Annotated in this window: 23 protein-coding genes and 1 pseudogene; 12 read left to right on the top strand and 12 right to left on the bottom strand. The window is 62.4% G+C overall.

What is annotated here, in order from left to right; translation table 11 throughout:
- Positions 1-52 precede the first annotated feature (52 nt).
- Genes glmM through rplM form a run of 3 tightly spaced genes read right to left on the bottom strand, consistent with a single transcriptional unit; the run spans position 53 to position 2,384 of the window.
- The gene (gene glmM / locus ABD705_RS07545) at positions 53-1,414 is read right to left on the bottom strand and encodes a phosphoglucosamine mutase (protein WP_344782165.1); all 1,362 of its coding nucleotides are present in this window, start codon (positions 1,412-1,414) and stop codon (positions 53-55) included.
- Positions 1,415-1,422: 8 nt separating this feature from the next.
- Positions 1,423-1,911 carry a 30S ribosomal protein S9 gene (rpsI, locus tag ABD705_RS07540; protein ID WP_344782163.1) on the bottom strand — a complete coding sequence of 163 codons (489 nt, stop codon included), beginning with the start codon at positions 1,909-1,911 and terminating at the stop codon, positions 1,423-1,425.
- 26 nt (positions 1,912-1,937) lie between these two features.
- Positions 1,938-2,384, bottom strand: a complete 447-nt coding sequence (rplM, locus tag ABD705_RS07535) for a 50S ribosomal protein L13 (protein WP_344782161.1) — start codon at positions 2,382-2,384, stop codon at positions 1,938-1,940.
- Positions 2,385-2,731: 347 nt separating this feature from the next.
- On the opposite strand from rplM, the gene ABD705_RS07530 reads away from it, so the two are divergent.
- The 4 genes from ABD705_RS07530 to ABD705_RS07520 all read left to right on the top strand — a co-directional run bounded on the left by ABD705_RS07530 (position 2,732) and on the right by ABD705_RS07520 (position 7,184).
- Positions 2,732-4,282 (top strand): sugar transferase, encoded by a 1,551-nt coding sequence (locus ABD705_RS07530; protein WP_344782159.1) that lies wholly within the window; start codon positions 2,732-2,734, stop codon positions 4,280-4,282.
- Positions 4,283-4,348: 66 nt separating this feature from the next.
- On the top strand, positions 4,349-4,870 hold the full coding sequence (locus tag ABD705_RS16100) for an acyltransferase (RefSeq protein WP_425562051.1): 522 nt from the start codon (positions 4,349-4,351) through the stop codon (positions 4,868-4,870).
- Positions 4,871-5,091: 221 nt separating this feature from the next.
- Positions 5,092-6,150 (top strand): glycosyltransferase, encoded by a 1,059-nt coding sequence (locus tag ABD705_RS07525; protein WP_344782157.1) that lies wholly within the window; start codon positions 5,092-5,094, stop codon positions 6,148-6,150.
- Positions 6,151-6,221: 71 nt separating this feature from the next.
- Positions 6,222-7,184, top strand: coding sequence for a glycosyltransferase family 2 protein (locus tag ABD705_RS07520; protein ID WP_344782155.1), 963 nt, complete (start codon positions 6,222-6,224; stop codon positions 7,182-7,184).
- Here ABD705_RS07520 and ABD705_RS07515 read toward each other — a convergent pair.
- From ABD705_RS07515 to ABD705_RS07500, 4 genes are all read right to left on the bottom strand, one after another.
- Positions 7,102-8,283 carry an O-antigen ligase family protein gene (locus ABD705_RS07515; RefSeq protein WP_344782153.1) on the bottom strand — a complete coding sequence of 394 codons (1,182 nt, stop codon included), beginning with the start codon at positions 8,281-8,283 and terminating at the stop codon, positions 7,102-7,104. The genes ABD705_RS07520 and ABD705_RS07515 overlap by 83 nt on opposite strands.
- Before the next feature lie 268 nt (positions 8,284-8,551).
- Positions 8,552-8,911: a DapH/DapD/GlmU-related protein gene (locus ABD705_RS07510; RefSeq protein WP_344782151.1), complete on the bottom strand. Its 360-nt coding sequence runs from the start codon at positions 8,909-8,911 to the stop codon at positions 8,552-8,554.
- A 242-nt stretch (positions 8,912-9,153) separates the two neighbouring features.
- Positions 9,154-9,789: a glycosyltransferase gene (locus ABD705_RS07505; RefSeq protein WP_344782149.1), complete on the bottom strand. Its 636-nt coding sequence runs from the start codon at positions 9,787-9,789 to the stop codon at positions 9,154-9,156.
- A gap of 416 nt (positions 9,790-10,205) precedes the next feature.
- The gene (locus tag ABD705_RS07500; RefSeq protein WP_344782147.1) at positions 10,206-10,994 is read right to left on the bottom strand and encodes a WecB/TagA/CpsF family glycosyltransferase; all 789 of its coding nucleotides are present in this window, start codon (positions 10,992-10,994) and stop codon (positions 10,206-10,208) included.
- A gap of 839 nt (positions 10,995-11,833) precedes the next feature.
- On the opposite strand from ABD705_RS07500, the gene ABD705_RS07495 reads away from it, so the two are divergent.
- Both ABD705_RS07495 and ABD705_RS07490 read left to right on the top strand, forming a co-directional pair.
- Complete coding sequence (locus tag ABD705_RS07495; RefSeq protein ID WP_344782145.1) at positions 11,834-12,154, top strand: hypothetical protein; 321 nt, start codon at positions 11,834-11,836, stop codon at positions 12,152-12,154.
- An 89-nt stretch (positions 12,155-12,243) separates the two neighbouring features.
- On the top strand, positions 12,244-13,350 hold the full coding sequence (locus ABD705_RS07490) for a TDP-N-acetylfucosamine:lipid II N-acetylfucosaminyltransferase family protein (RefSeq protein ID WP_344782143.1): 1,107 nt from the start codon (positions 12,244-12,246) through the stop codon (positions 13,348-13,350).
- Positions 13,351-13,353: 3 nt separating this feature from the next.
- Here the strand turns inward: ABD705_RS07490 and ABD705_RS07485 are convergent, their stop codons facing one another.
- The 3 genes from ABD705_RS07485 to ABD705_RS16095 all read right to left on the bottom strand — a co-directional run bounded on the left by ABD705_RS07485 (position 13,354) and on the right by ABD705_RS16095 (position 16,391).
- Positions 13,354-14,847, bottom strand: a complete 1,494-nt coding sequence (locus tag ABD705_RS07485) for a lipopolysaccharide biosynthesis protein (RefSeq protein ID WP_344782141.1) — start codon at positions 14,845-14,847, stop codon at positions 13,354-13,356.
- A 130-nt stretch (positions 14,848-14,977) separates the two neighbouring features.
- The gene (locus tag ABD705_RS07480; RefSeq protein WP_344782139.1) at positions 14,978-16,141 is read right to left on the bottom strand and encodes a DegT/DnrJ/EryC1/StrS family aminotransferase; all 1,164 of its coding nucleotides are present in this window, start codon (positions 16,139-16,141) and stop codon (positions 14,978-14,980) included.
- A complete protein-coding gene (locus ABD705_RS16095) occupies positions 16,089-16,391 on the bottom strand; it encodes an LbetaH domain-containing protein (RefSeq protein WP_425562055.1) in 303 nt (100 codons plus the stop codon). The genes ABD705_RS07480 and ABD705_RS16095 overlap by 53 nt, the downstream gene beginning before the upstream one ends.
- A 692-nt stretch (positions 16,392-17,083) precedes the next feature.
- Here ABD705_RS16095 and ABD705_RS07475 point away from each other — a divergent pair.
- Positions 17,084-18,415, top strand: coding sequence for a UDP-glucose dehydrogenase family protein (locus ABD705_RS07475; RefSeq protein WP_344782431.1), 1,332 nt, complete (start codon positions 17,084-17,086; stop codon positions 18,413-18,415).
- Between the two features lie 871 nt (positions 18,416-19,286).
- A pseudogene (locus ABD705_RS16090) lies at positions 19,287-19,349 on the top strand (SEC-C metal-binding domain-containing protein); the annotation flags it as partial.
- Positions 19,350-19,728: 379 nt separating this feature from the next.
- Here ABD705_RS16090 and murQ read toward each other — a convergent pair.
- Together murQ and ABD705_RS07465 are read right to left on the bottom strand one after the other, a co-directional pair.
- Positions 19,729-20,754 carry an N-acetylmuramic acid 6-phosphate etherase gene (gene murQ / locus ABD705_RS07470; protein ID WP_344782137.1) on the bottom strand — a complete coding sequence of 342 codons (1,026 nt, stop codon included), beginning with the start codon at positions 20,752-20,754 and terminating at the stop codon, positions 19,729-19,731.
- Positions 20,741-21,649: a BadF/BadG/BcrA/BcrD ATPase family protein gene (locus tag ABD705_RS07465; RefSeq protein ID WP_344782135.1), complete on the bottom strand. Its 909-nt coding sequence runs from the start codon at positions 21,647-21,649 to the stop codon at positions 20,741-20,743. The genes murQ and ABD705_RS07465 overlap by 14 nt, the downstream gene beginning before the upstream one ends.
- A 125-nt stretch (positions 21,650-21,774) precedes the next feature.
- Here ABD705_RS07465 and ABD705_RS07460 point away from each other — a divergent pair, with 125 nt between their 5' ends.
- The 4 genes from ABD705_RS07460 (at position 21,775) to ABD705_RS07445 (ending at position 25,792) form a co-directional block, all read left to right on the top strand.
- Positions 21,775-22,623, top strand: coding sequence for a MurR/RpiR family transcriptional regulator (locus ABD705_RS07460; protein ID WP_344782133.1), 849 nt, complete (start codon positions 21,775-21,777; stop codon positions 22,621-22,623).
- Between the two features lie 126 nt (positions 22,624-22,749).
- Positions 22,750-23,733 (top strand): GNAT family N-acetyltransferase, encoded by a 984-nt coding sequence (locus ABD705_RS07455; protein WP_344782131.1) that lies wholly within the window; start codon positions 22,750-22,752, stop codon positions 23,731-23,733.
- Positions 23,730-24,422, top strand: coding sequence for a PIG-L deacetylase family protein (locus tag ABD705_RS07450; RefSeq protein WP_344782129.1), 693 nt, complete (start codon positions 23,730-23,732; stop codon positions 24,420-24,422). The genes ABD705_RS07455 and ABD705_RS07450 overlap by 4 nt, the downstream gene beginning before the upstream one ends.
- Positions 24,423-24,463: 41 nt before the next feature.
- On the top strand, positions 24,464-25,792 hold the full coding sequence (locus ABD705_RS07445) for an ABC transporter substrate-binding protein (protein WP_344782127.1): 1,329 nt from the start codon (positions 24,464-24,466) through the stop codon (positions 25,790-25,792).
- The last annotated feature ends 5 nt before the right edge of the window (positions 25,793-25,797 follow it).

Genomic DNA, 25,797 nt, shown 5'->3' with positions numbered 1-25,797 from the left:
CGAGCGCGCACCAGACGCCCGGCGCACCGAGCGACGCGAACAGCCGCGATCCCTACGCCGGCAGCGCCAGGTGCTGGCGCACCACGTCGGCCAGCTGCCCCGCCACGCGCGATGCCGCGTCGGCGTCGGATGCCTCGACCATGACCCGCACGAGCGGCTCGGTGCCCGACGCGCGCAGCAGCACGCGGCCCGTCTCGCCCAGCTGCTGCTCGGCGGCGGCCACGGCGGCCGTGACGGCGGGATGGGCCACCTGTGCGCGGTCGACGCCGCGCACGTTCACGAGCACCTGCGGGAACACCGTCATGACCGACGCCAGCTCGGCGAGGGACTTTCCGGTACGCGCCATCTCGGCGAGCAGGTGCAGTCCGGTCAGCAGGCCGTCGCCGGTGGTGGCGAACTCGCGCATGATGACGTGCCCGGACTGCTCGCCGCCGAGGCTGAAGCCGCCCTCGTTCATCCGCTCGAGCACGTACCGGTCGCCGACCGCCGTGCGCTCCACGATGATCCCGTGCTCGGCCATGGCGCGGTGCAGCCCGAGGTTGCTCATCACGGTGGCGACCAAGGTGTTGCCCGCCAGCGCGCCGCGCTCTTTCATCGCCACGGCCAGAATCGCCATGATCTGGTCGCCGTCGACGATGTTGCCGGCGGCATCCACTGCCAGGCATCGGTCGGCGTCACCGTCGTGGGCGATGCCGACGTCGGCGCCCAGGCGCACGACCTCGTCGGCCAGGCTCGCCAGGTGCGTCGAGCCGACGCCGTCGTTGATGTTGATGCCGTCGGGGTCTGCGCCGATCACGGTGACCCGGGCGCCGGCGTCGGTGAACGTTTCGGGCGAGACGCCGGATGCCGCGCCGTTGGCGCAGTCCAGCACCAGGTGGATTCCGTCCAGCCGGTGCGGCAGCGATTTGAGCAGGTGCAGCACGTACCGGTCTTCGGCGTCGGCGAACCGGCGGATGCGGCCGACGTCGGCACCGGTGGGCAGCAGTTTGGGGCCGCTCATGGCGGCCTCGATGCGGCGCTCGACCAGGTCGGGCAGCTTCACGCCGCCGTGGGCGAAGATCTTGATGCCGTTGTCGGGGGCAGGATTGTGGGATGCCGAGACCATGACACCGAAGTCGGCATCGGTCGATCCGACCAGGAACGCGGCCGCCGGCGTGGGCACCACGCCGGCGTCGAGCACGTCGACGCCCGAGGCGGCAAGACCTGCCGAGACCGCGGCGGCGAGGAACTCGCCCGACACGCGCGGGTCGCGCGCGACCACGGCGGTGGCGTGCTTGCCGGCGACGCGTCGCGCCTCCGCGCTACGGCCCTGGCCCAGGACGACGGCGGTCGCCTGAGCCAGGGTGAGAGCAAGATCGGCGGTGAGGCTGCCGTTGGCAAGGCCTCGGACGCCGTCCGTGCCGAAGAGGGCCATGGGCCCGATCAGCGCTTCGAGTACTGCGGCGCCTTGCGGGCCTTCTTCAGACCGGCCTTCTTGCGCTCCTTGACCCGCGCGTCGCGGGAGAGGAAGCCGGCCTTCTTCAGCGCCGGGCGGTTGTTCTCGGCGTCGATCTGATTCAGCGAACGGGCGATGCCCAGGCGCAGCGCGCCGGCCTGGCCCGAATCGCCGCCGCCGTGGATGCGGGCGATGACGTCATAGGAGCCGGCGAGGCCGAGCACCGTGAACGGGTCGTTGACCAGCTGCTGGTGCAGCTTGTTCGGAAAGTAGTCCTCGAACGCGCGGCCGTTGACCGTGATGGTGCCGGTGCCGGGGATCAGGCGCACGCGCGCGATCGCCTGCTTGCGGCGGCCGACGGCGGCACCGGGCACGCTGAGCACCGGACGGGGCGCGGTCTCGGCGACCTGCTCGGCCGGCGTCTCGGTCGAGAAGCTGGTGGGTTCGGTGGAGGTGGAGTCCTGGATGTTCGCCACGTTGGTGTCCTTAGGGTCTGCGGCGCTCACTGGGCGACCTGATCGAAGGTGTACGTCTTGGGCTGCTGAGCGGCGTGCGGGTGCTCGGCGCCCGCATACACCTTCAGCTTGGTCAGCTGCTGGCGGCCCAGGCTGTTCTTGGGCAGCATGCCCCGCACGGCCTTCTCGACGGCGCGGACGGGGTTCTTCTCCATCAGTTCGGCGTAGGTGACCGAGCTGAGCCCGCCCGGGTAGCCGGAGTGGCGGTAGGCCAGCTTCTTCTGCAGCTTCTGACCGGTCAGCGCCACCTTGTCGGCGTTGACGATCACGACGAAGTCGCCGGTGTCGAGGTGGTTCACGAAGGTGGGCTTGTGCTTGCCGCGAAGCAGTGCGGCGGCGTGCGAGGCCAGGCGGCCGAGCACGACGTCAGTTGCGTCGATGACCAGCCATTCGCGCTGGATCTCGCCAGCTTTGGGAGTGAAAGTGCGCGTCACAGTAGTGCTGCTTTCTTGATCGAACGGAGAGGTTCGTGAATCCCACTCCGGGGTGGTTCCGTTCCGAAGAACTCGAACACGCCAGTGGAGGGCTCACGTTCGCGGTGCCGGCCCAGCAGAGGGCCGAGTACCAAGGGGACAGTCTACGGCATCGGGATGCCGCGGCCAAACGCCGCATGCAGGCGATCGTGTGACGACACGCGTCTGCATTCTCACCGGACTCTCACGTGTCGCAAAACACGCTGGTATCCTAAGCGGGGTGCTCATCCATTCAGATGAGTCTCACAGGTCATGTCGCGCACCCCCGTGCGCAGCTACGCTCTCGGACACTCGGACAAATATCGCGGATGACGATCGAAGAACACGCACTCCCCTCATCGGCGGTTCCCCCGACCGCGGGGCCGGTGTCGACCGCACACGCCGTGGGCACAACAGCGGTGTCCCATTTCGCGTCACCGGCGGCGCGAGTGCGGCGTTGGCAACGTGCGTTCGCGACTCTGCTGGCGGTCACTGACACGGTCGTCGTCGCTGTGGCGGTCTTCGGTGCCCAGGTTCTTCGGTTCGGCACCGGCAGCGGCGACGCGGGCGTGTTCGGTGTGAACGCCCTCGACGTCGAGATCGCCTACACCGCGGTGTCAGTCATCATCGTCATCGGCTGGCTGATTGCGCTGCGCGTGGTTGAGAGCCGCGATTACCGCACCATCGGCAGCGGTACAGAAGAATATAAGCGCCTGACCAACGCGACCTTCGGGTTCTTCGGCATGTTCGCGATCGCGGCGTTCCTATTGAAGGCACCGATCGGGCGCGGTTATCTGCTGCTGTCCCTGCCAATCGGGTGGGTGCTGCTGATGCTCTCGCGGTGGCTCTGGCGCAAGTGGCTGATCAGCCGACGGCTCAAGGGCCGGTTGATGAGCCATGCCGTGCTGGTCGGCGACAGGACGAGCGCGCGCCACGTGGCCCGGCAGATCCAGGCCACCTCATCCGCAGGCATCAAGATCATCGGCGCCATCACCGAACGCGGCACGACCGAGAAATCCCTGACCGACACCATTCCAGTGCTCGGAGAGTGGGGGCGTCTGCTCGAGCATGTGGATCGCGTGCGCGCCGACACCGTGATCGTGACCGGCAACCACTCGCTCACCCCGCGTCAGTTGCGCGAGCTCGGTTGGGGCCTTGAAGAGCGCAAGGCGAGTCTGATAGTGGCGCCTGCATTGACTGATGTTGCGGGTCCGCGACTACATTCGCGGCCAGTGGCCGGCCTACCTCTTATCCACGTCGACTACCCAGAGTTCACAGGCGGCAAACTCATCCTCAAGCGCAGCGCCGACATTATCGCCAGCACGCTCGGCTTGCTCTTTCTTTCCCCCGTATTCATCGTGACTGCACTCTGCGTACGTGTGACGAGTCCTGGCCCGGCGTTCTTCCATCAAGAGCGCATCGGCGTACAAGGCCAACCTTTCAAAATGCTTAAGTTCCGCACAATGGTAGTCGACGCAGAACAACGGCTCTCTTCGTTACTGGATGCCTCTGAGGGCAACGGCGTCCTCTTCAAGATGAAGAACGACCCTCGCATCACCTCCGTGGGTCGCCTTATGCGCCGATATAGCCTGGACGAGTTGCCTCAACTGTGGAACGTGCTGAAGGGCGACATGTCGCTCGTTGGTCCCCGGCCGCCACTCGCAAGCGAGGTGGATGGCTACGACCAGTGGGTGCACCGGCGACTGCTCGTGAAGCCAGGCATTACTGGTCTGTGGCAGGTCAGCGGGCGCAGTGACCTTTCCTGGGATGATAGCGTGCGGCTTGATCTCTACTACGTCGAGAATTGGTCGATGACGACAGACCTCGTCATCCTGTGGAGGACCCTTCGCGCCGTGGCCCGCACCGATGGCGCATATTGACCCTCCAACTCCGACCCCCAAATGGCAAAGTAGCGCCCGTGCCGATGAGAGCAACCAGTAGAGCGAATGCGACAAATCCGTAACGTCAGAACCCACCTGAAGAACGCATGCAGGGATCTGCTGGCGAACTTCCTTTGGAGCACCCCTCTGTGCCCTCTCCCGCTGCGATGGCTCGTATTACGCGCCTCGGGCATGTCCGTAGAGCGATCATCAATCGCGCACGGGAGTTGGTTCGGCGGACTTCGGCTCTCCATTGGGCGGCACACGTATATCAATAGCTTCTGCTTCTTCGATACATCAGCGACTATCACTCTCGGGGAGCGCTGCCGTGTCGGCCCGCGCGTAACGTTTTGCACAAGTACACACCATCTAGGCGATGCACGAATGCGGGCAGGGGAGTCCACTTCTCTGCCCATCTACGTCGGAAACGGGGTATGGATTGGAGCTGCAGCGCTGATCCTCCCTGGCGCAGTCATTGGTAGCGGAACTGTGATTGCTGCCGGCGCCGTCGTCACCGGCAGATGCGACGAGAACTCGCTCTACGGTGGCGTACCCGCCCGGAAGATACGGGACTTGACTGACGAGTGAAAGACATCACTCGTCAGAGGTGGATACATCACGAAACCAACAACGTTTCATTGCATGTTGCATCTTTTCCTACCAACGCCGCACACAACAACCCCCTTCGTGCTGGCAGATTTGAGAGATCTGGATAACCGGTGACTCGATACCAGGCAAGACAGTCCAGGCCAGGCACGGATCAGCTTGTAAATAGCGCCGAACAGCGCCGACCCCGGTCATACGTGCGCGTGTACGACTCAGCACGCACAGCGCATTTAGAGCGCATGCGATATTCAGACGCGCAAACCCTGATATTTCGGAAAAAGAATTATGATTTTGACATCCACAGCGCCCCAGCGGGTGTGGAAATCATGCAAATGAACCGAATTCAGACTCTCTGGTTTCTCTTGACGCGGCGGCCACAAATCATCGAAATTAACGAACCAACCGCAATTCACGCGTGGCCAACTACGGTGCCTATCGCCGCCATCGCCAGGGTTGCACGCGCAATGCGAAGCAGCCGCTTTCACCTCGTCACGTACGCAATCGACAACAGTGACGTTGCACACATCCTGTCAACCAGATTGCGCCTAGCGCCTTGGCTCGGCGATTGGATCACCCGGAATGTGACGCGGTTCATATATTTCGCGCTTTCGAGATGCGTCTTCGGAACTAGTGGAGCCACCGCCAATTACGAGACCATCCTTCGAAAGACCTCGAGCTTGATCGCAACGCGTGAGATTCCCGCATTGCCATCCCCATGCTCTTGCGCCCATGCGAGTGCGCCCGACATCGACATCGTCTTTCTAGGAGCGTTTGACAACCGTAAGGGCGTCACCCAGCTGATGAAAGCCTGGGATAGCACGCCCGAGTTGCAGACGAAGCAACTCCAGATACTCGGCAAGGGGAATTTGGCCGCAGCAGTCGCCTCTTGGTGTGAAGGCAGGAAGGGTGTTGGACTTCACATAGACCCCAGCAGGGCCCAGATACATCAGACGCTTGCCCGCGCGAAAGTACTGGTACTGATATCCCAGAGAAACCCGTTCTGGCGCGAACAAGTTGGTCTCCCAATCCTGGAAGGATTGTCACACGGATGCACGATCGTAACGACCACCGAGACAGGTTTGGGGGATTGGTTGACGAAGACCGGACACATAGTAGTTGACCCCGACGCGATCCCTGAACAAGTCGGGCTTGCCTTACTGCACGCTCTAAAGTCACCACTCCAAAAAAACGAGGTTAAACGCACACTACCAGCGGTGGATGGGCGAGTTGCTGCCGATCTTTGGCTGTTCGCTGATGAATAGCCTCAACAAGGCCACTGTAAACTGCTGCAGCCTCGTAAACCAACCATCTGAGGGAGAAACGCGCACCTTTGATGGAAAGCTCATCACAAGGAATTAAGTTGTATTTGACCCCAAATGTCGTAGTTATAATAGTAAACTATCGTTCAGTTGAATACGTGGCCGACTGCATTTCGTCCATTCTCTCGGATAGCGCTATCAACCGCATCTTGGTATATGACAACGGTTCAGGGCCCGCCGAAATCCAGCGTCTACGAGAGATTGCGAACCTATCTGACAGAGTCTCCGTGATATTCGGGGAACGTAACGTCGGCTTCGGTGCAGGCGTGAACAGGGCAGTCAAACACGCAGCGTTACTCGACGATGAGTATCTCTGGATCTTAAACCCAGACACCGTGTCCGCCAGCGAGACAGCATCACGCCTACGAACCTTTGTCTCTGCTGGGCGAGCAAGTATCGTCTCTCCGCTAATCTTGGAGGGAACCCCACCGAGTGACGTGATCTGGTTTGCAGGAGGTAATGTCGACCTCTACAGAGGTGTGACTCACCACCTTCTGCTGGGCCAACACACTCCACCTGATCTCGACGAGGCGGTAGAAACAACATTCATGGCCGGAGCAGCGCCGTTCATGCATTTCAGCGCATGGACCACATTGGGCGGCTTCAGAGAAGATCTCTTCCTGTATTGGGAGGACTCCGCCCTCTCGATCGCCGCTCAAGAAATCGGGCTCAAAATGGCGGTCCTGACCTCCGCCCATGTGTGGCATTCGGTTGGCGGATCTTCCGCGACGACGAACACGCTTAGCGCGATTTACTACTACTACAATCAACGAAACCGCTTACTGACAGCGATAGAACAGAGGCGCGTGCGGGCCCTGCTGATCGGCCCCGGTGTTTTCGAAACCATCAAGCAATTGATACGGCCACTACGTATCGAGAAGGAAGATCGCTGGGTCAAATTCCGCGCCGGCGTACTCGGCCTGCTCGACGGCCTGCGGGGCCGCTCGGGAAAGAATCACGAGATCTCTGGTCCATAAGTGCGCCGAACGCCAACCCAAGTATGCCGCCGATGGCGACACTCGAGTTTGTCCCTAAGGGCATCGGTGCCACTAGGCTCACCGCGAGAGCAGCCATACTCCCTGAGGTAACAATCAGCCGGACTGGCGTCGCCGTTCGGATACCGCGGACGAGCGGAACGACAGCGACAAAGCAGAAGATTATCGCGCCAAGGAGCCCAGCCTTCGCCAACAGCCACAGGTAGAAGTTGTGGGCATAGTACGGGGCTTGGTCCCCCCAAAACGTACCCATCGGCCCCTGCGGTGGCTGATACGCGTAGCCGAAACCGTTGCCAAAGAGCGGCGACCGCCTGAAGGCTGCGATCAGGTGCTCGGCCTCTGATGTGCGATAAAGAATAGAAGTGTCTGTTCGGAAGGCCGCCCGCGTAAGACCATCTAAGACACGCGTCTGGAACCCAGTCAACTGTGCCTGCAACCAGCTTGCAGCTGGTGAGACTGAGAGGAGCGCAATCGTACCCGCGACAAGCACGACCGCCGCGGAGAGAAACAGCGCAAGCTTACGCAGACTTTGCCAACTGAGGGCAGCCACCACCGCAAAGATCGACGCCGCTGCAACTCCAAGCAGACTGTTCCTGGAAAAGCCGAGGAAGACGATCACGAAGGCTGGCACGAACATTGGAAGTGCGAGCTTGAAACTGTACCTGCCTACTACAACTACCGCTGTCAGCGACGCCAGAACCACAAGCGCGAGGTCAGTAGTGGAAACAATTAAGCGAGTCGCGTCCGACGCGGTAAACCCGCCTGACGTTAGGTAAAGCCCGGCTTCCTCGCTCCTTCCGGCGAGCGTAATTCCAAATACGCTAGACGCGAGCACAAGGATTCCAGATATCCAGAGTATCCAACGTATGGAGCGAACCAGCGCCGCCTGAATTGTGGAACCAAGAAGATGGTACGCCACATAGGCGGACGCCAACATGGTCATGAGGCCACGGATGTCAAAGAGAATCTTCTGAACCGCATTACCCGCTATGACTGATACAGTCGCCGCGACAACTATATAGATCGCAACGCCGAGGAGCGGGCGGTAAATTGTTCGCTTGCCCTCATTATTGAGCGCCACCAGTAGCACCGTGAGAGCAAGTGCAGGCTCATACGTGCTAAAGCTTACGCCAAATGCGGTGAATGACGGACTATACCAGCTCGGGAACGCGAGGAATGCCAACACAAGGGTGGTGATTGCCGACGTAGCAACTAAGGCTGGAAAGCGCCGAGCGCCTCTACCAGATGGCGCAGCATACGGGCCTTGGGCGATCGATGGTGTACCTGCACCACGAGTGGTATCCCGCCCTGTCAGCGCTGTCCCTCGCCAACGCGAGCCACCTCTTGTCTTATCGCCGTTCATAATCGGCAGGCACCTCGAACTGGCGAATTACTCTCGCAGGATTTCCCGCCAGCAGTGCGCCGACCGGACTCGACTTGGTTACGACAGCACCCGCTGCCACAACCGTGCCACGCCCCAGAGACACGCCTGGCAGGATGATTGCGCCTGCACAAACCCAGCAGTCATCACCGATTCTGACTGGGGAGGTTCTTACCGCGGCTCCCGGCTCCACCGGATGGAAGTCGGTGTCGTATATCGCAACAAGATCACCTATCTCAACGCGAGATCCAATCGTTACGCTGGACTCAGCGTGAATGCGGACACCCTGATTCACAAACACGTTGTCGCCTATTTTCAGAACTCCCATAGCTCCCGTCGCGAGCGACGCGCGAATTTGGCGGGCTTCCGTGCGGAACCTGTCTCCGATCACAATTGCACCTTTGTTAACGACAACAGGGGCAGCACCCGTCATCACAGGGCGGTGCCCCGCCGCTATGCCTGTTCCTGAGCACACGGCCCTGGCACGCGCAACTCCTAACAGGTATCTAATGACACGACGAATTCGCCATGAGGCTATCCTCGCTGTCGACCGCGCGAAGATTCCAGAGGTCACCGTGCACCACCGCCACGTCCATCAGCCACAAGTGGTCCACTTTCGCTTGACTTTGCGCCATCAGCTTCTGTGGCGATCCACAGCTCGAGGGCGCGAATCGCCGTCGACTGTTCCCGAATCTTTTCTGCACGAAGAGCAGTCATCCTTCGCGCCAGGTCAGCCCAGGTGTCCATAGCACGAGATATCGACCGTGCAAGTGACTTCGCGTCAGGCTTGGCGATGAGTGCCGCATCCCCGAAGTAGTCCACCAGTACCCTGGTTTCAGTTGTCACCAGAGCCTTTCCTGCGCACAAGGCCTCATACCCTGCCCGCTGCATGGTGTCTTCATTCAGCGTCGGCGCAACCACAACCGCAGCCCGTGATAGCAGGCGCCGAAAATCTGAGTCGGAGACGTAACCCGGGAAGTGGACATTTGCAGAGGCCTGCTTGACTACCCTACTGGGAGCCCTCCCGGTCATAACGATAGGTACAGTATGAAGCGCGGAGGACGCAGACAGTAGCTCCCGAATTGGTTCGTCGTGAGCATATGCCAAGGGCATCAGCACAAACGAATCAGCTTCGAACACTTCAAGTTCAGGATTATCGAACATGTCCCGCGATACGTCTGGGTACGGCTCTATCAAGTCATGCATAACAAGTGCGTGACCGCCTCGTCTGCGTACTCGGCCTGCAAGCATCTCGTTCGTAACGATAGCTGCCCCACGCCGGCGAAGAAGGGCGAGCGTCGGACGTGTCGCCCAGGTCCACTTGGGATCGTCAAAGACGCCGGTATGCAGGTCCCCAACAACTGTGGACTGATGCCGACGCGCATATTGCAGGAGGCAAAGTAGCGCGGGAAACGGTGGCAACATGACGATTATCGCTGCAGGCCCTTCTGACTCTAAGACTTTAAGCGTTCGCCGCCATTGCCGAAAATAGCGCAACGGAGCTGGCCCGGAGCCCCCTGGTATGAAGAAGGACCGTATCCCGAGTTGCCTGGCTAAGCCTTCACTCCGACCGTGAAACTGGGTCCAACTCAGAAAAATCGTCTGGGATATCTGACTCTGCATTAGTGGCAAACCCGATTCCACATCGTCTCCAGGATGACGCGCCCGAATCGAGGGCCCCGGACCAAGTATCGGAAGCTGAGCCTCCTGGGCTCCAGCGCTAGCCTCCACATCCACTCAAGTCCAATTCGCTGCACGAGCTTGGGGGCACGGAGCTTTTCGCCAGCGGCAAAATCTACAGCCGCCCCCGCGCCGACATAAACTGCTGGCGGGAGTTTGGCCTTCCAGTGCGCAAACCATCTCTCTTGTTTGGGCGCGCCCAAACAAAGGAACACGAGATCTGGCTTGCCCTTGGCCAGGGCGGAGACGAAACGTTCGGAGGCAAGATCATCAACACTAGTGACATCTGGAAAGGGGATTGCAGATACATGACTTGAGGGGAATTGCTCAGTCAGGTGACGTGCAGCAGCGGCAGAAACCCCATCACGCCCACCTGCAATTACGATTCGCCATCCCAACCGCGACCCGTACTCCACGGCGCGCGGCAAGAGGTCCGAGCCCGTGTTGCGACTGGCGGGTTTCCCTATCGCTCGCGCAAGCATCACGAGTGGCATGCCATCGAGCAACCTAATATCGCAGCTCCGGTATATCTGCCGGAATGCGGTGTTATCTATGATCTCTAGAGCCATGTCCACGTTAATCGTCATGACTAGATAGGGTGACTCAGCCTGGATGGCATCATGGATCTCGTGCAGAAGCCGCTCCATGCCCTCGTGAAATACGGGTGAGCCGAACAGCAGCAAGTCCGATGCTCCCGCCTCCATGACTGGCTTCCACGCCTCAACCACCATTAACACTCCTGTATTTGTCCGACGCCAGCCGCGTTCCAATTGTAGTCTGCTGCCTTCAGCGGTGAGGCATCGAGCGGCGGAGACCCAACCCGCAGCCCCTGGCGCATTCCGGCCCGGGCCGACGTACCGGGCCACTGGTGGGGGCCACTAACCAGACGGCCGTACGCTCCCAGCAGGAACTACCTAAGCGCGCGGTCGCTCCAGCCTGAATAAGTCGTGCGAAGATAACCCAGCCCGGCTGCCATGGGGTAAGGGTGCCGAGTGCGCCGACTTGCACCAGGCTCAAGTCTATGTGGTCGCCTCTCATCAGCCCCAAGCCCGGGCCCGCGACCACTCCTCACAGCGTCTAATGAATGTGCAGGCCTGGGGTGACCATGCCACACCACATGCATTTGACGGTCGACATCTGACCCAGCTACACCGTCGGCGCGCTCGCGGTCGCGGTCACCTTTGCCCGAGAAGACGTGAGGCAAGTACGACGGCACGGCGCTAGGCATGCTGCCCATGGCGACAAACGCACACGTGTCGCCGCGGTGACGGAGCGATCAAGGGATCGTCGCAATGCTCACGATCGCGACTATCACGGTGCGTTTCAAACAGCGGCCATCGTGGGCAACCGTGTTCCGGGGCGCCCTCACCATCAACGCGATGCTCGTCCAGACCGCCAAGGATCTGCGTCCAGTCACGGTGAAGAAGATGCAGCAGATGATTCCCCGCCAGCTGCGCCACGCTCCGACGCAACGCACTGCACACTTTCGGGGATGCGAAGAACCACGCGCCGCACTCCGATCACGAAGCCTGATTCGCTCTCAACCTCGCGGTCACCAACCCCGAAAGGCATGATCGAGGGGCTCGTGCTGCAGCGCGCACCGCACTCGCCGGGCGGACTTGGCATCCACATCGATACCGCCGCAGACTCCCTCATCGCCACTGGGGACGACTCCGCCCTCATCAAGAGCGGAGCGGCGTTCCTCGCTCCGCCGGAATACGGCCATCTCCAGCAGACCAGAAGGATCAGCGCGAAGCACCGCACCAACCGCCACCTACATCAGCATCCCAACGCGGCGCTCGGCCGACCACTGATCGTCAGCAAGAAACTCCACGAACACACCCTCGCGTACACCCCTCACCGCCCCGCCAACGGCAACAACTCTGTCTAGAACTGGCGCGAACCTGGGACGGTCACACCAGCTAGTGTGGTCTGGCACGAACCGTCCTCATCACAGTCAGGCTGGTCACTAGAACCCAAATGAGACTTCTTCACATTGGACAGTCGTATCCGTTCGTCAGCTACGCCATAAGCTCGCTCAGCACGCATCTCGATGCCGAGGTAGTCGCATACGTATCACAACACAGCAATCGGACCGGCAATTTCACCATAAGCACGACGAACGCGAGGGTTGAGACATGGCCAGCCTGCAGGGTTGCCAAACGATGGCGCGCGGTCCAACTCGCACGCCAGGCAGACGTCATCATCGCGCATGAACTAAGTACGATCGCTTCCCTTGCAATTGCCGCCAATCCGCGGGCAGTAGCTGTCTGGTCGGGATGGGGAGTTGACTACTATCACGACGCATACACCGACGACACGCTGCTCGGTCCGCTCACCAAACAATGGACGCTGAAGCCTCAGATCCGCAGTCGGGTGCTCAACTACGCCCTGCGAAAAATTCGCTCCCACGCTGCACGCAGAGTTGACTTGTTCTGTGCGCCCATTCCTAGCGACGAATCGATAATGCGCGCCGCTTTCCCCTCACTTAGAGGTACACCGATACAGATGCCATACCTCGAAATTCAAGTCCCCGAGGTTGTCCCGGCTAACCAGGGGCGCGACATCCTCGTCGGGAATTCGGCTACCCCAACGTGCAATCACCTCGAAGCGTTCAGCCTTCTCAGCCACCATGACTTAACTAATCGCCGCGTCATCGTCCCATTAACCTATGGAGATACAACATACCGCGAAATAGTCGTTCGGGAAGGTAAAAGGCTCCTTGGGGCAAACTTTCTTCCCCTCATTGACCATCTCCCCGAAGCGCAATACTCCGACCTCATGGATCAATGCAGTGTTGCCATATTCAACCACCGACGCCAACAGGCCATGGGTAACATTATCGCCGCACTCCAAAAGGGGATGGCCGTGTACATGGACGACGTAAATCCAGCTTCCGAGTGGTTGCGTGAAGCCGGCGCGCGTATTTACTCAACCAGCGACTTATCGGTTGCACCGCCTCAAAATGTATTGACGTACATAGACCGTCTTCAAAATGCGCGCACCCTGCGCACGACTTGGAGCCACGATGCGGTCTACGCCAAATACAAAGACGCCGCGGACCACATACTGACGCTCGCCCAGTAGACGTTATCGGCCTCGAATATTGGCGAATCGCGCCGAAATACGGGCCGAAACTACGCGCCGGAGACTTGGCGTAATAGCCAGAGTTCCGCTCCAACCCACACCTATCGCGAGCGGTGAAAGTATGAACACTGCCACAGCAGGCGGAATACTGAATGAGACGCAAACGCCCCACAATATCGCTGCCACGGCCGCTCCGATGATGCCAGGCAGGCCTATATCGGCGACTTGATCTCTGTACCGGTAATCAAGGGAATTGGAAACAAACCAGCTGTTCGGTATGTACGCAACCACCCCAAACGCCACCATCGCCCAAAGGTAAGGTACGAGCCCCATCGGCAGTACTGCTACGAGTAAAGCCAACACCACAACCTTCTTGCCGACCTCCAGGAGTAGAATAAGCTTGGTCCGGCCAGCGGCCTTCATCGCTGCGATATTCACGGAATTCGGCGGGTACATGATCGCGCCCACCATCATGACGGACAAATATAAGGCTCCGTGACTCCATTCGGGGCCAAGGATTAACTTAAAGATATTCTGCGCCTGTACTGCGACGATAAGGAACACGGGAGCGCTGAGAGCGGCCGACGCCCGAATAGCAGACCGTATGTATGACACAAACTGTCGACGGTCGTGCGCCACAGTTGAGAAGGCCGGGAATGCAACCGTGGCGACCGCACTAAATACCGTCATCACGAGCGCGTTCCGTAAGCGGTCCGCCATGAAGTAGATACCAGCGGGCGTCACCCCGAGCGCCGCTGCAATATATACAGCCGGCAGTCCATTCCAGAGAGTATCAATCGTCGACGAGCCCGCGAGCGGAAGTCCAAAGCTCAGCATCATCCGCGCTGCTCGACGGTCGAAATGGAATCCGACGATGTGTGCGCGCATGAAACCGAGAATGACCACGGTGACAATTCCCGCGACCAATGGCTGCATCGCGAGTGCGAATACGGAGGGTGATACCACGGCGAAGCCGATTGCGGCCATCGCGCCCAATGCGGAAGCAGGCAGCGTTATCCATAGCCGTGTACGGAAAGCCATGCGGCGCTGTATCAGAGCTAGCGGCACACTCGCTGCTGCAGTGACAACCACCGTCAATGCGTAGAGCGGGAGAACATCCACTAGTTCGCCCTTGCCAACCAGCAGGCCAATCGCAGGCCCCAAAGCTATCAGCCCGCCACCGAAGATGGCTGCCAGCCCCATATTTAGCCACCACGCTGTCTCGAGATCGATCCGAGTCAACGTCGGTGCACGGATTACTGCCGCCGAAAGCCCGGAATCTACAAGCGCCGTGCACACGGCAGAAACAGTTGCAGCGACCGCGATCACCCCAAAGTACTTTGGAGCAATCAGATGCGCGAGCACGAGTTGAGTTACAAGAGCAAGTCCCTGCAGGAGAAGCGTCTGCGAGGCACTCCACAGAAAGCCCACGACTGCCAAACGTCGAATTCCACGGTCATGCTTTGGTCGCCAACCGTCGCCGTAAGACTCGCTCATATGAGCCACGATCTACCCCGCGAGCGTGGGCCCGGATCGTACGGTTCTATCCGACACTGGGCGCAGTCTAGGCAGGCTGGGTCATGGTGCATTCCGGCTCCGGTTCGCCTCGGCAACTTCGTCAATGCCATCAGGCAGGATGACGCTGAACTGCTTCCTCAACACGCTCAAACGCGGACTCTGGCAGCGATGGGAAGACCGGTAAGGAGAGGATTCGCGTATACACCGACTCAGTAACCCCGAGTGAGTCAACGCGTGGTGTTTCAGTGAACGCCGGCTGCAAGTGAATGGGCGGCGAGTAGTAGGCGCGTGCCTCGACGCCACATGAGTGGAGTTCGCTCAGGACTGCGTCACGAACGCTCGCACTCGGCAAGACAACGGATGCAAAACAAACCGAGGAAAGCAAGTCGTTCCGAGGGAAATAACCGTCAACATTCCGAGAAATCAAGTCGTGGTACCGCTGGAGATGCCGACGACGCGCCTCGAGCGCTATATCAAACGTCTGCAACTGGCGAATGCCGATTGCAGCGTTTATCTCTTGCAGTTTGCCGTTCGTGCCAGGAATGCTCGCACCAGCGTGGTCCATGAATCCGAAGTTTGACCCTGCTGAAAGTCGAGCCGCAAGCGATCTATCACGTGTGAGCGCGGCACCACCCTCGCCAATCGCAAATGGCTTGGTCGCGTGGAATGAAAATATTTCACAGTCCCCGCGAGTTCCGACCTTGTCGCCAAGAGAATACTCCGACCCGAATCCAGCGGCAGAGTCGATAATGAGTGGGACACCAAACTGTCGAGCCATCGACTCCCAGGCGGCAACGGAGTCTCCTCCGATGCCGAACGTGTTGCAGTAGAGGATCCCTACGATCTGATCGCCGAATCTTTCGAACGCTTCACGCGCGCTCGTCAAGGACGGTTGAAGCGTACGCTCATCGATGTCGATCAAAATCGGCTCATGGCCGACCCACCGTATGGCTTGGGGTCCAGCAGCAAATGTAAAGGATGGGGCGATAACATATCCTCGCGCGTGACTGCCAGTCAATTGCGCAAGAGCAACCGTAAGGGCGAGCGTAGCATTGGCAAATGTGACGGCGACCGAATCACCCCCCACATATTCGGCGACCTCTCCTCGAAATTCACGCTCGCGTGGTCCAAAGTTGGTAAACCAATTTGACTGAACAATCTCGTTCATGTCAGTAGCTACATCCTCGCCACGTGGGAATTCGGGGCGGATAAACGGAACGTCAAACAAATCTGAGCCAATCTGTGGTTTTTCGAAGGAATCGTGCTGGGACACCTGCATAAACTCCGAACGGCGGAATATCCCGGACCACGACGGCGCCAGCCCCGATCACGGCTCCCCGCCCGATTGTCACTCCAGAGGATAGAGTAGCCCCGATCCCGACGAAGGCGCCTGCACCAACGCGTGAGCGTCCACCGACACTCACGCTGGGGCTTATCGTTGCGAAATCTTCAATCACACACTCGTGAGAAATTATCGCCCCCGAATTGATGAGTACGTGTTGGCCGACCACCGCGCCCGGCATAATGACTGCGGTGGGTGCGACAACAGACCCTTGCCCAACGGGAACGCCGCGATGAACCAGTGCGCGGCTGGCGATGACCCGCGCAAAATGAGTTCCTGTCCAGCGGTCAACGAGTTCGCGACGCATACCCGGGGCGCCAACCGCCGCGACCACCGGTGTCTCCCGCTCCGCTTCGCCGCATGCATCGAATGAAACGACAGGAATCGATCTTGGGAGCCGTACCGCGTCAAGGTACATCGCGTCGACGACGACGAATCCGATCGGCTCCACGGCATAGGATTCAACTTCCAAGGCGTGTCCACCGGCGCCTAGCAGGCCGATCACACTCATATGCCGTCCACTTCGCTCGGTACCAGAAGCTGCGAACGAAGGCCTCAGCGAACTCTGGGATATTGACAGGATATCGTCTGCATGATCGCGCAGGGACGCATCCGCCGAGCGCGAGCAGCCTCCCACCGTAGGGTAGGAATGCGTACGTGCTGGCCTTTAGCTTGATGTATGGCCCACAGGGCGTTCACTGTAGCTTAGAGACCGAGCTCGGACAGCGCCCATGGCGCTCCGCCAGGGTAACGTCGAGCTCGAGCGCCGAAGTCAGGCGACGCTGGTCGAGTTCACCAGTAACAAACCGCCAACATGCGATGTGCCAAGGCATAGAAACGGAAGGACCCTGTGACCAGGGAAGTCGGACCCGCATGAAGCTATCCGTAATCGGCTGTGGCTATCTGGGCGCGGTCCATGCTGCGGCTTTGGCATCCATCGGCCACCAGGTCGTCGGAGTCGACGTCGATGAACGCAGGGTCACAGCTTTATCGGAGGGATGCGCGCCGTTCTTCGAGCCCGGCCTACCCGCAATTTTGGCCGAAGGGGTGGACGCAGGCCGTCTGAGTTTCACGACCGATATGGCAGCGGTATCGGGTGCCAGCGTGCACTTCATCGCCGTAGGCACGCCGCAAGTCGCTGGCGGCTATGCAGCCGACCTCACGTACGTCGAGGCAGCGTTCACGTCGCTCGTGCCCTACCTGCGCCGTGGCGATATCGTGGCCGGCAAGTCGACGGTTCCGGTGGGCACGGCGGCACGGCTGGCGGCGCTCGTCGAGAATGCCGGAGCTACGCTCGTCTGGAATCCCGAGTTCTTGCGTGAAGGGTGGGCGGTGCAAGACACCATTGATCCGGACCGGCTGGTCGTGGGGGTGCCAGGGGGCGTTTCGACTCGCTTCGCTCGCACAACGACCGAAACGGTGGTGCAGACCATGAAGGACGTGTATCACACCGCCGTCGCCAAGGGCACGCCGTTCATCGTGACCGACTACGCCACCGCCGAGCTGGTCAAGGTCGCCGCCAACGCGTTTCTAGCGACGAAGATCTCGTTCATCAACGCGATGGCCGAGATCGCCGAGGTCACCGGCGCCGATGTCACCCAGCTCGCCGACGCGATCGGCCACGACGCCCGCATCGGCCGCCGCTTTTTGGGTGCCGGCATCGGATTCGGCGGCGGGTGCCTACCCAAAGACATCCGAGCTTTCTCAGCACGCGCCGAAGAGCTCGGCCGTGCCGAATCGGTGCAGTTCCTGCGCGAGATGGACGCGATCAACCTGCGCCGCCGTGACCGCGCCCTGCAACTGGTCGTCGACGCGCTGGGCGGGGCTGTGTTCGAGAAGAAGATCGCGGTGCTCGGCGCCGCGTTCAAGCCACACAGCGACGACATCCGCGACTCCCCCGCCCTCGACGTCGCTGCGCGGCTGAAAGGCCTCGGCGCCAATGTGGTCGTGACTGACCCACAAGCACTGCAGAACGCGGCACGAGTGCATCCGCAACTGACTTACTCGGAGTCGCTGGACGAGACGCTCTCGGGCGCCGACGCTGTGCTCGTGGTCACGGAATGGGACGAATACCGACGACAGCTCACGCCGGCGCACGCCGGGTCGCTCGTGGCCTCACGCATCGTGATCGACGGGCGCAATTGCCTTGACCCCGCTACCTGGCGCGCCGACGGGTGGGAGTACTACGGGATGGGCAGGCCGTAGGGAAAGCGACAATGACGTCGGTGATCGCAGCCGCCAACCCGCATTTCGCGGTACAGGTCGCGGATCGGCGACTGACTGCCGCTCCAGGGCCTGGGGGCGCTCGGTCAGTCGTCACCGACGAGTTTGGGAAGTCCCTGATCCGGTACGCCCCTGAGGGCAGGTTTGTTGTCGGTTTCACGGGGATAACTGACCCAGACGCGACCCGAGGAACGATCGGCATGATCGCAGAAATTCGCTTGGCCGCCCATGAAACAGTACGACGCAGTGCGCATCCTTAACGCGATAACGCAACAGCTCTCCGACGAAGTTCGGTCCAGATATCGAAGGTACCGCGCCTCAGATCGGAGGCTGTCGTTCATGTTCACTGGCTTTCTCGATCAGGTCGACGAGTATCAAGTTATGCCGATTCAAGTCTTGTATACGAACTTCCAGCAGTGGGGTCATCATGATGAATCAGACGCTGCCGCTGCATTCCGCCAAACCACGCTGAGGCCCCGATCCGGCACCAACTGGCCAACGCTTGTCCAATGCATCGGAGCCTGGCAGACCAATAGCCAGACTGATGCTGAGCGCATTCGGGAGCTCTTGCAATTTGGACGGCCACCCGTGCGAGTATCGGCTGGATCGTCGACCGCTTTCCCAGCTTTGCGAACAAGTCAGCCGGGACAGTCGGTTCACAGCTATCCTCCGTGACGCTCTTCGCGCACCCACCAACCCGTTTTCGCGCGGACTATCACACAGAGCAAGTTTCACCCGTCTATCGCGACGTATCTCAGGTTCACACCACTCCGCAACGGACCCTCGCAATCCTTGACCCACAGATGGCAAGCGAGGGCCAGCCGCTGGCTGTGCCGAGAATCCTGGACATGCTCGCTGTCCGTGCGGCTCGGGCCGCACCTTCCGCCATTGTCACGGCATCGATCACCATGGCTGAACCCGTACTTGGGCCTCGCTGAGCGTGTCAGCGGTCAGGTCATCGAGCTCGCTTTGGCGCTGCTTTGTATGTTCGTGGAGGTTCTGACGTCAAGTGAAGCAAACGGTGGCAGCCCTTCTCCTTGCCCAGACCGATCGGTCCGGCGGCCTGCCCGTCGGGGAAGACTTGCGCGCAAGCGTCTTTCAGCAGGTTGAGCGGACACATATCGATTGGACCTGTGTGAGGGACTTCGGCAGGCCGATTCAGCCTGCCGCGGCATCCATCGGCTGCAGCCAAGCGCGGGGTTGCAATATGAGAAGTAGTAGATTTCCGCGGATCCATGGACAAGCCCGGCCGCCTCGGCGGCGTCCCGGACATGCGCACCCGCCTCAGTCCATACCTAGCGGTCCTGGGCATCTGCATGCGGCTCAGCGGCAGCACTGTCGTCGCCGGGTGCGGCGTTATCAGTCGCTCGCTGTGCGTGCCTCGACTCGGACCGTTCGATCGCCACGCGCAGGTGACCCTCGGCAGCCGCGAGGCGCTCGCGCGCGTGCGAGGCATCGACCGCAGCCAGCAGCATCACGACGGCCTCTTTGACCGATCCGTCCGCGGCATCGAGCGTGGCGCCGGCGGTGACGGCGTCGACGTGGGCGACATCCATGACGGTGCGCACCGACCGCGCGCGCAGCTTCTCGTTGGTGGCCACCAGATCGACCATCACGCCGTTGTACGTCTTGCCCATGCGCACCATGGCCAGAGTCGTCAACATGTTGACCACCAGCTTCTGCGCGGTGCCAGACTTCAGCCGCGTCGAGCCCGCCACGAACTCGGGCCCGACGACGACCTCGATCGGCACATCGGCCAGACGCCCGATCACCGAACCCGCATTCTGCGCGAGCGCGATCAACAGCGCGCCGCGCGTGCGGGCGAACTCCAGCCCCCCGACGACGTAAGGCGTGCGACCGGAGGCCGAGATGCCGACGACGACATCTTCGGCGCGCAGCCCCAGCTCGGCCAGCTCGACGCCGGCCTGTGACCGGTCGTCCTCGGCGTTCTCCACCGCAGTCATGATCGCAGACGGACCGCCCGCGATCAGCCCGCGGATCATCTCGGGATCGGTGCCGAAGGTCGGCGGGCATTCGCTGGCGTCGAGAATGCCGATGCGACCCGCCGTGCCCGCGCCCAGGTAGATCAGCCGGCCACCGCGGCGAAAGCGCGCAACGATGCCGTCGACCGCACGTGCGATCTGATCGGAGCTGGCGGCGACGGCCCGCGGCACCTCTTGGTCGCCGTCATTCATCAGGTGCACCAGCTCAGCGGTCGACAGTGTGTCGAGATCGACCATGCCGCTCGACCTCTCGGTCGTCAGATGCGACAGCTCGTCGAGAAGCTCGGTCATCGAATCGGCCTCGTCAGGCTCGGGCACGGTGGATGCTCCTCTCCAGGGGCAGATCTGTGCGAGCCGCGACGAGTCCCGCCCCGGCGAGCGCATCGCCGGCGGGCACGCGCGGCACGAGACCCGCGGCGGCGAGCCCCTCTTCGAGGCGGCCCCGGAACCAGGCATCGTCGGCCACGCCGCCGACGACGGCGACCGCCTGCACGCCCACGTCGGCGGCAGCAGCTGCGGCTGTCATCGTGAGGTGCTCGAGCGCCTGATCGACGATCGCGGCGCTGACCGCGTCGCCGGCGCGCGCGCAGGCCACGACCATCGGGGCGTGCGCGGCCAGCCGCGCCGCCGTGTCGGGCGCTGTCGCGGCATCGGCGAACCGGGCTGCCGCATCGGCGATGCGATCGGCCAGCGATGTCGCGGCGCCGACGCCGGCCTGCGCCAGCTCGGCGGCGCGCAGCCCTTGCCGCCCCAGCCACGCACCCGACCCGAAGTCGCCGGCAGCCAGTCCCCGTCCGTCGCGCAGAGAGCTGCGGCCATCGGCCGCCACCGCCAGGGCCACGGCGCCCGTGCCGACGATCACGCAGACGCCCGCATCCCCGGCGAAAGCGCCCACATGGGCGGTCACGACATCGGAGGCGACTGCCGCCGCGGCTTCGAACTCTCGCTGCATGCGCTGGGCCAGATCGGCGGCGGCACCGGGCGCAGACCACGCTCCTGCGGCGCCGATGGCGATGGACCCGCCCGCGATCAAGGGTGCGAACGGTCCGACGAGGGCGCGGATCTTCTCGGCCGCGGCCGCCGCGGCGCCGGGCGTGCCGAGGCCGGGCAGACCGGTTGCGGTCATCGACTCGCTGCGGGTGCCCGCGATCACGCGCACCCGGCAGTGCGTCTTGCCCAGGTCTACGCAGACCAGCGGCGGCGAATCGTCCACGCTCCTCCTCGACGCTTCAAAACTCATGTCCGTACGATGCGTGAATACTGTAACTCAGTTACGCCAAGGTGTATAGATTGAGTTCACACCACGGTCGTCGCACGATACCCGTCAGGGAGCCAGCCATGAGCATCCAGTCCACCATCGAAGCAACGACGGCGTCGCTGTCGCCCTCCCTGCAGCGCATCGCCGCGATCGTGCGCGAGCGGCCGCAGATCGTGCTCGAGAGCACGATCAACCAGCTCGCGGAGGCATGTGAGACCTCGGTCGCTTCGGTCGTGCGGTTCTGCCAGGCGATCGGATTGACCGGTTATGCCCAGCTGCGCGTGACGCTGGCCACCGAACTGGGCAAGCAGGCGGCGCAGTTCGGCCCCTCCGATCAGGGTGCCGAGATATCACCCACCGACACACTCGAACAGGCCGCACGCAAGATCACGACGCTCGAGCTCATGGCGATCGACGAAACGCTCGGCACGCTCGACTTCGCCGTCATGGAGACGATCATCGACCACGTCGAATCGGCCTCGCGCATCATCCTGTACGGCATCGGAGCCAGTCAGTTCGTGGCTGACGACCTGCAGCACAAGCTGTTCCGCATCGGCCGCGAGGCCTTCAGCTTCCGCGATCCGCACGAGGCGTGGTCGGCCGCCGCGCTGCCCATCGGCGGAGTCGTCGCGCTGGGCATCTCGCATTCGGGCGAGACCCACGAGACCCTCAAGTTCCTGCAGATCGCCGCCGACAACGGCGCCTACACCGTCGGGCTCACCGGCGTGCCCGGCTCGTCGCTGGCCAAGCTCGCCGATGCCACGCTGCTCACCAAGGTTCGCGAGAGCACCTTCCGTGCCGGCGCCATGGTCAGCCGCATCGCTCAGCTCGCCCTCATCGACTGCCTGTTCACCGGCATCGCCCAGCGCCGCTACCGATTCACGGTCGACGCGCTGCGCCGCACCCGCGAGGTCACGCGAGGGACCTGACCCGCATCCGCCGGGGCAGTGGCATCCGCACAGCCTCACATGAAACTAAAGTGCAAAATAACGCTTGACACTGAAACTGAATGCCGTAGTCTCGTCAGCACACGCACTTCCGAGGGAGGAAGCAGGATGTCCGCACCGTCGATACGGTTCCGGAACTACCGGCCCGGTGACGGCCCGCAGCTGGCCGAAGCCTGGTCGCAGGCTGCGCCGGGCGACCCCATCACACCGACCCGCCTGCGCAACCTGGTCTTGCTGGACCGCAATTTCGACCCGACGGGACTCGTCATCGCCGAGAGCGACGCCGGCATCGTCGGCGCCGCCTATGCGGTGCACCGGCGCGTCGCCGAGACGGGCGCTGATCTTCAGGCTGAGCGCGGCTGGATCCTCTTCTTCTTCGTCGTGCCGAGTGCCCGCCGGGCCGGCATCGGCCGGCAGCTGCTGACCCGAGCCCTGGAGTGGCTCCGCGAGCAGGGTGCGACCGAAGCGATCTTCTCGAGCTACACGCCCAACTACGTGCTGCCGGGGCTCGACGAACAGCGTTATGCCGAGGCATCCGCCCTGCTGCAGGCCGAGGGCTTCACGGTGCTCGAGCGCCCCTCCGCCATGGCGATGAGCCTGCGCGAGTACACCTTGCCCGACGCCGAGCGCCGGCGCGCAGACGAGCTTCGCCGGCAGGGCTGGTACCTGGGCACGCTGCCCGAAGAAGACGTCGTGCCGCTGGTGGCCCTGGCCCGCGACGAGTTCAACGCGGACTGGGGTCGTGCGATCCGCGAGGGGCTCGTGGCGGGGATGCCGCGCGAGCATCTGATGGTCGCCAAGGACCCGAGCGGCCGGATGATCGGCTGGGCGATGTTCGGCACCTACGAGGCCGTCATCGATCGCTTCGGCCCGTTCGGCGTACTCCCGTCCAGCCGCGGCACGGGGCTGGGCCGGCTGCTGCTGCACCTCACCCTGGAGCGCATGGCCGCCTACAACGCGCAGACCGCGTGGTTCCTGTGGGCCGACGACGGCTCGGCCGCGTCCGGTCTGTACCAGAAGACCGGATTCGAGATCACCCGCACGTTCTCGATCATGCGCGCCGCGCTGACCGGAGCAAGGAGTTCACAATGACCCCCACTGTGCTCGCCGTCGGCGGCCACATCGGCGACATGGAGCTGACCGCCGGCCCGACGCTCGCCAAGGTCGCGCTCGAGGGCGGCCGTGCGATCATCATCGACTGCACCTACGGCGAGCGCGGCCACCCCACCATCTCCCCCAGCGCCTACCGGCAGCAGAAGATCGATGAGGCCCGCTTCTTCGCCGACACGATCGGCGCCGAGCTGCACCTGCTGGACTACTCCGACGGGTTCCTGCCCGACACCGAGGACGTCGCCGAGCAGATCGCCGCGATCATCCGCGACACCCAGCCCGACACGCTCATCACGCACTGGCTGCACTCGATGCACCGCGACCATGAGCGCGCCGCGCAGGCCGCGCTGCGCGGCGCCTTCCTCGCCTCGATTCCGATCGAAGAGGTCAGCGCCGAGCGCCATTCGGTGCGCAGCATCTTGCACGCCGAGAACTGGGAGGACATGGACGGGTTCGACGCCGACACCTTCTATGAGATCCCCGATGAGGCGTATGAGCGGTGGCGCACCGGCATCGGAGCACACGCGTTCGCACGCGGCGAGACCTACGGGTTCCGCTACATCGACTACTACTCCGCCCTGATGGAGGTCAAGGGCTGCCTGGCGGGATGCCGCCGCGCGGCGGCGTTCCAGGCCTCCAGCCACGAGAAGTTCGCACTCGCCGGCCCGTGACCTCGACGACCGGCCACCACCAAGAGATGGGAATGACAATCATGAGAAGGCAGAAGACACTCGCCGTCCTCGGCGTCGCCGCGGCCGTCGCGCTCGTCGCCACCGGCTGCTCGGCCTCGGGCGGCGGCGGCAACGACGACACCAATGCGAAGCAGGAGCTGACGTTCCTCACGCACTGGGGACCCGACCAGGTGAAGCTGCTCGAAGCCGCGGGCACCGCGTTCACCACCGCCAACCCCGACATCACGATCAAGGTGCAGGCGGTGCCGTTCGGCAACCTCTTGTCGACGCTGCGCACGCAGGGCAGCTCGCCGGACGGGCCGACCATCGCGGGCGTCTACGACGCGTGGATGCCCGAGCTGGCCCGCGACAAGCTCGCGGCCGTCGCCCCCGACGACGTCGCCGCGTCCGTCAAGAGCAACTGGCCGCAGGGCGTGGTCACCGCCGCGACACAGGAGGGCAAGATCCACGGCATCCCCAACGAAGTCGACCTGTATCAGCTCAACTACAACAAGGCGGTCTTCAAGGATGCCGGCATCGCGGATCCGCCGAAGACGTGGGACGAGGTGCTCAGCGCGGCCAAGGCGATCACTGCGACCGGCCAGGGCCGGCAGGGCATCGGATTCATCACGAACTGGAACTCCGGTGCGGTGCACCCGTTCCTGTCGCTGCTGGCTTCTGACGGCGGCACATTCCTCAACGACGCCGGCGGCAAGGCCCAGCTCGACTCGCCGCAGGCGCTGGAGACCGCGAAGTTCTATCAGCAGCTGGTCGACGAAGGCCTCACCCAGGCGTCGATGTCGACGGCCAACGCGAACACCACCGGGCCCTACCTCGACAACTTCGTCAACGGCAAGACCGGCATGATCATCATGGCCAACTGGTGGGAGAGCGCTCTGAAGGACGCCATGGGCGACAAGTTCGCCGATGTCGGCACGGCACCGATCCCGGTCGGCCCCAGCGGCGACGCGTCCCACTCGATCTCGTACTCGTGGGACACGATCGTCAACGCGAACGCCTCGGCGGCCAAGCAGGCTGCCGCATGGAAGTTCCTCAGCTGGCTGAACGGGCCCGACTCGGGCGAGGCCGGATCGTCCGCCATGGGAGACATCCTGATGTCGATGGGCATCCTGCCCAGCCGCACCTCGGATGTCGCCGCGCACGCCGACAAGCTGAAGACGCCGTTCCTCAGCTCGTACGTCGCCGCGCTCGACAGCGCCGTTCCGTTCCCGACGGTGCTCGGCGGCAGCGCCTCAGCCGACGCGCTGCAGCGTCAGGTCGAGGCATTGCTGAACAAGCAGGCCGACGCCGCGACCGCGATGAAGAACGCCCAGTCGGACGTCGACAACGCTCTGACCGCGGCGCGCTGACGCGA

The sequence above is a fragment of the Microbacterium kribbense genome, assembly GCF_039537285.1.
GTDB classification, from domain to species: Bacteria; Actinomycetota; Actinomycetes; order Actinomycetales; family Microbacteriaceae; genus Microbacterium; species Microbacterium kribbense.
Note: the sequence above shows the minus strand (reverse complement) of the source record. Positions and strands in the feature narration are given on the sequence as shown.

Coding starts and splice junctions, on each gene's coding strand:
- glmM (WP_344782165.1), bottom strand. CDS start 1,414: ATGGCCCTCTTCGGCACGGACGGCGTCCGAGGCCTTGCCAACGGCAGC.
- ABD705_RS07530 (WP_344782159.1), top strand. CDS start 2,732: ATGACGATCGAAGAACACGCACTCCCCTCATCGGCGGTTCCCCCGACC.
- ABD705_RS16100 (WP_425562051.1), top strand. CDS start 4,349: ATGCGACAAATCCGTAACGTCAGAACCCACCTGAAGAACGCATGCAGG.
- ABD705_RS07520 (WP_344782155.1), top strand. CDS start 6,222: ATGGAAAGCTCATCACAAGGAATTAAGTTGTATTTGACCCCAAATGTC.
- ABD705_RS07510 (WP_344782151.1), bottom strand. CDS start 8,911: ATGGGAGTTCTGAAAATAGGCGACAACGTGTTTGTGAATCAGGGTGTC.
- ABD705_RS07505 (WP_344782149.1), bottom strand. CDS start 9,789: ATGCATGACTTGATAGAGCCGTACCCAGACGTATCGCGGGACATGTTC.
- ABD705_RS07500 (WP_344782147.1), bottom strand. CDS start 10,994: ATGGTGGTTGAGGCGTGGAAGCCAGTCATGGAGGCGGGAGCATCGGAC.
- ABD705_RS07495 (WP_344782145.1), top strand. CDS start 11,834: ATGATCGAGGGGCTCGTGCTGCAGCGCGCACCGCACTCGCCGGGCGGA.
- ABD705_RS07490 (WP_344782143.1), top strand. CDS start 12,244: ATGAGACTTCTTCACATTGGACAGTCGTATCCGTTCGTCAGCTACGCC.
- ABD705_RS07485 (WP_344782141.1), bottom strand. CDS start 14,847: ATGAGCGAGTCTTACGGCGACGGTTGGCGACCAAAGCATGACCGTGGA.
- ABD705_RS16095 (WP_425562055.1), bottom strand. CDS start 16,391: ATGCCGGGCGCGGTGGTCGGCCAACACGTACTCATCAATTCGGGGGCG.
- ABD705_RS07475 (WP_344782431.1), top strand. CDS start 17,084: ATGAAGCTATCCGTAATCGGCTGTGGCTATCTGGGCGCGGTCCATGCT.
- ABD705_RS07460 (WP_344782133.1), top strand. CDS start 21,775: ATGAGCATCCAGTCCACCATCGAAGCAACGACGGCGTCGCTGTCGCCC.
- ABD705_RS07455 (WP_344782131.1), top strand. CDS start 22,750: ATGTCCGCACCGTCGATACGGTTCCGGAACTACCGGCCCGGTGACGGC.
- ABD705_RS07450 (WP_344782129.1), top strand. CDS start 23,730: ATGACCCCCACTGTGCTCGCCGTCGGCGGCCACATCGGCGACATGGAG.
- ABD705_RS07445 (WP_344782127.1), top strand. CDS start 24,464: ATGAGAAGGCAGAAGACACTCGCCGTCCTCGGCGTCGCCGCGGCCGTC.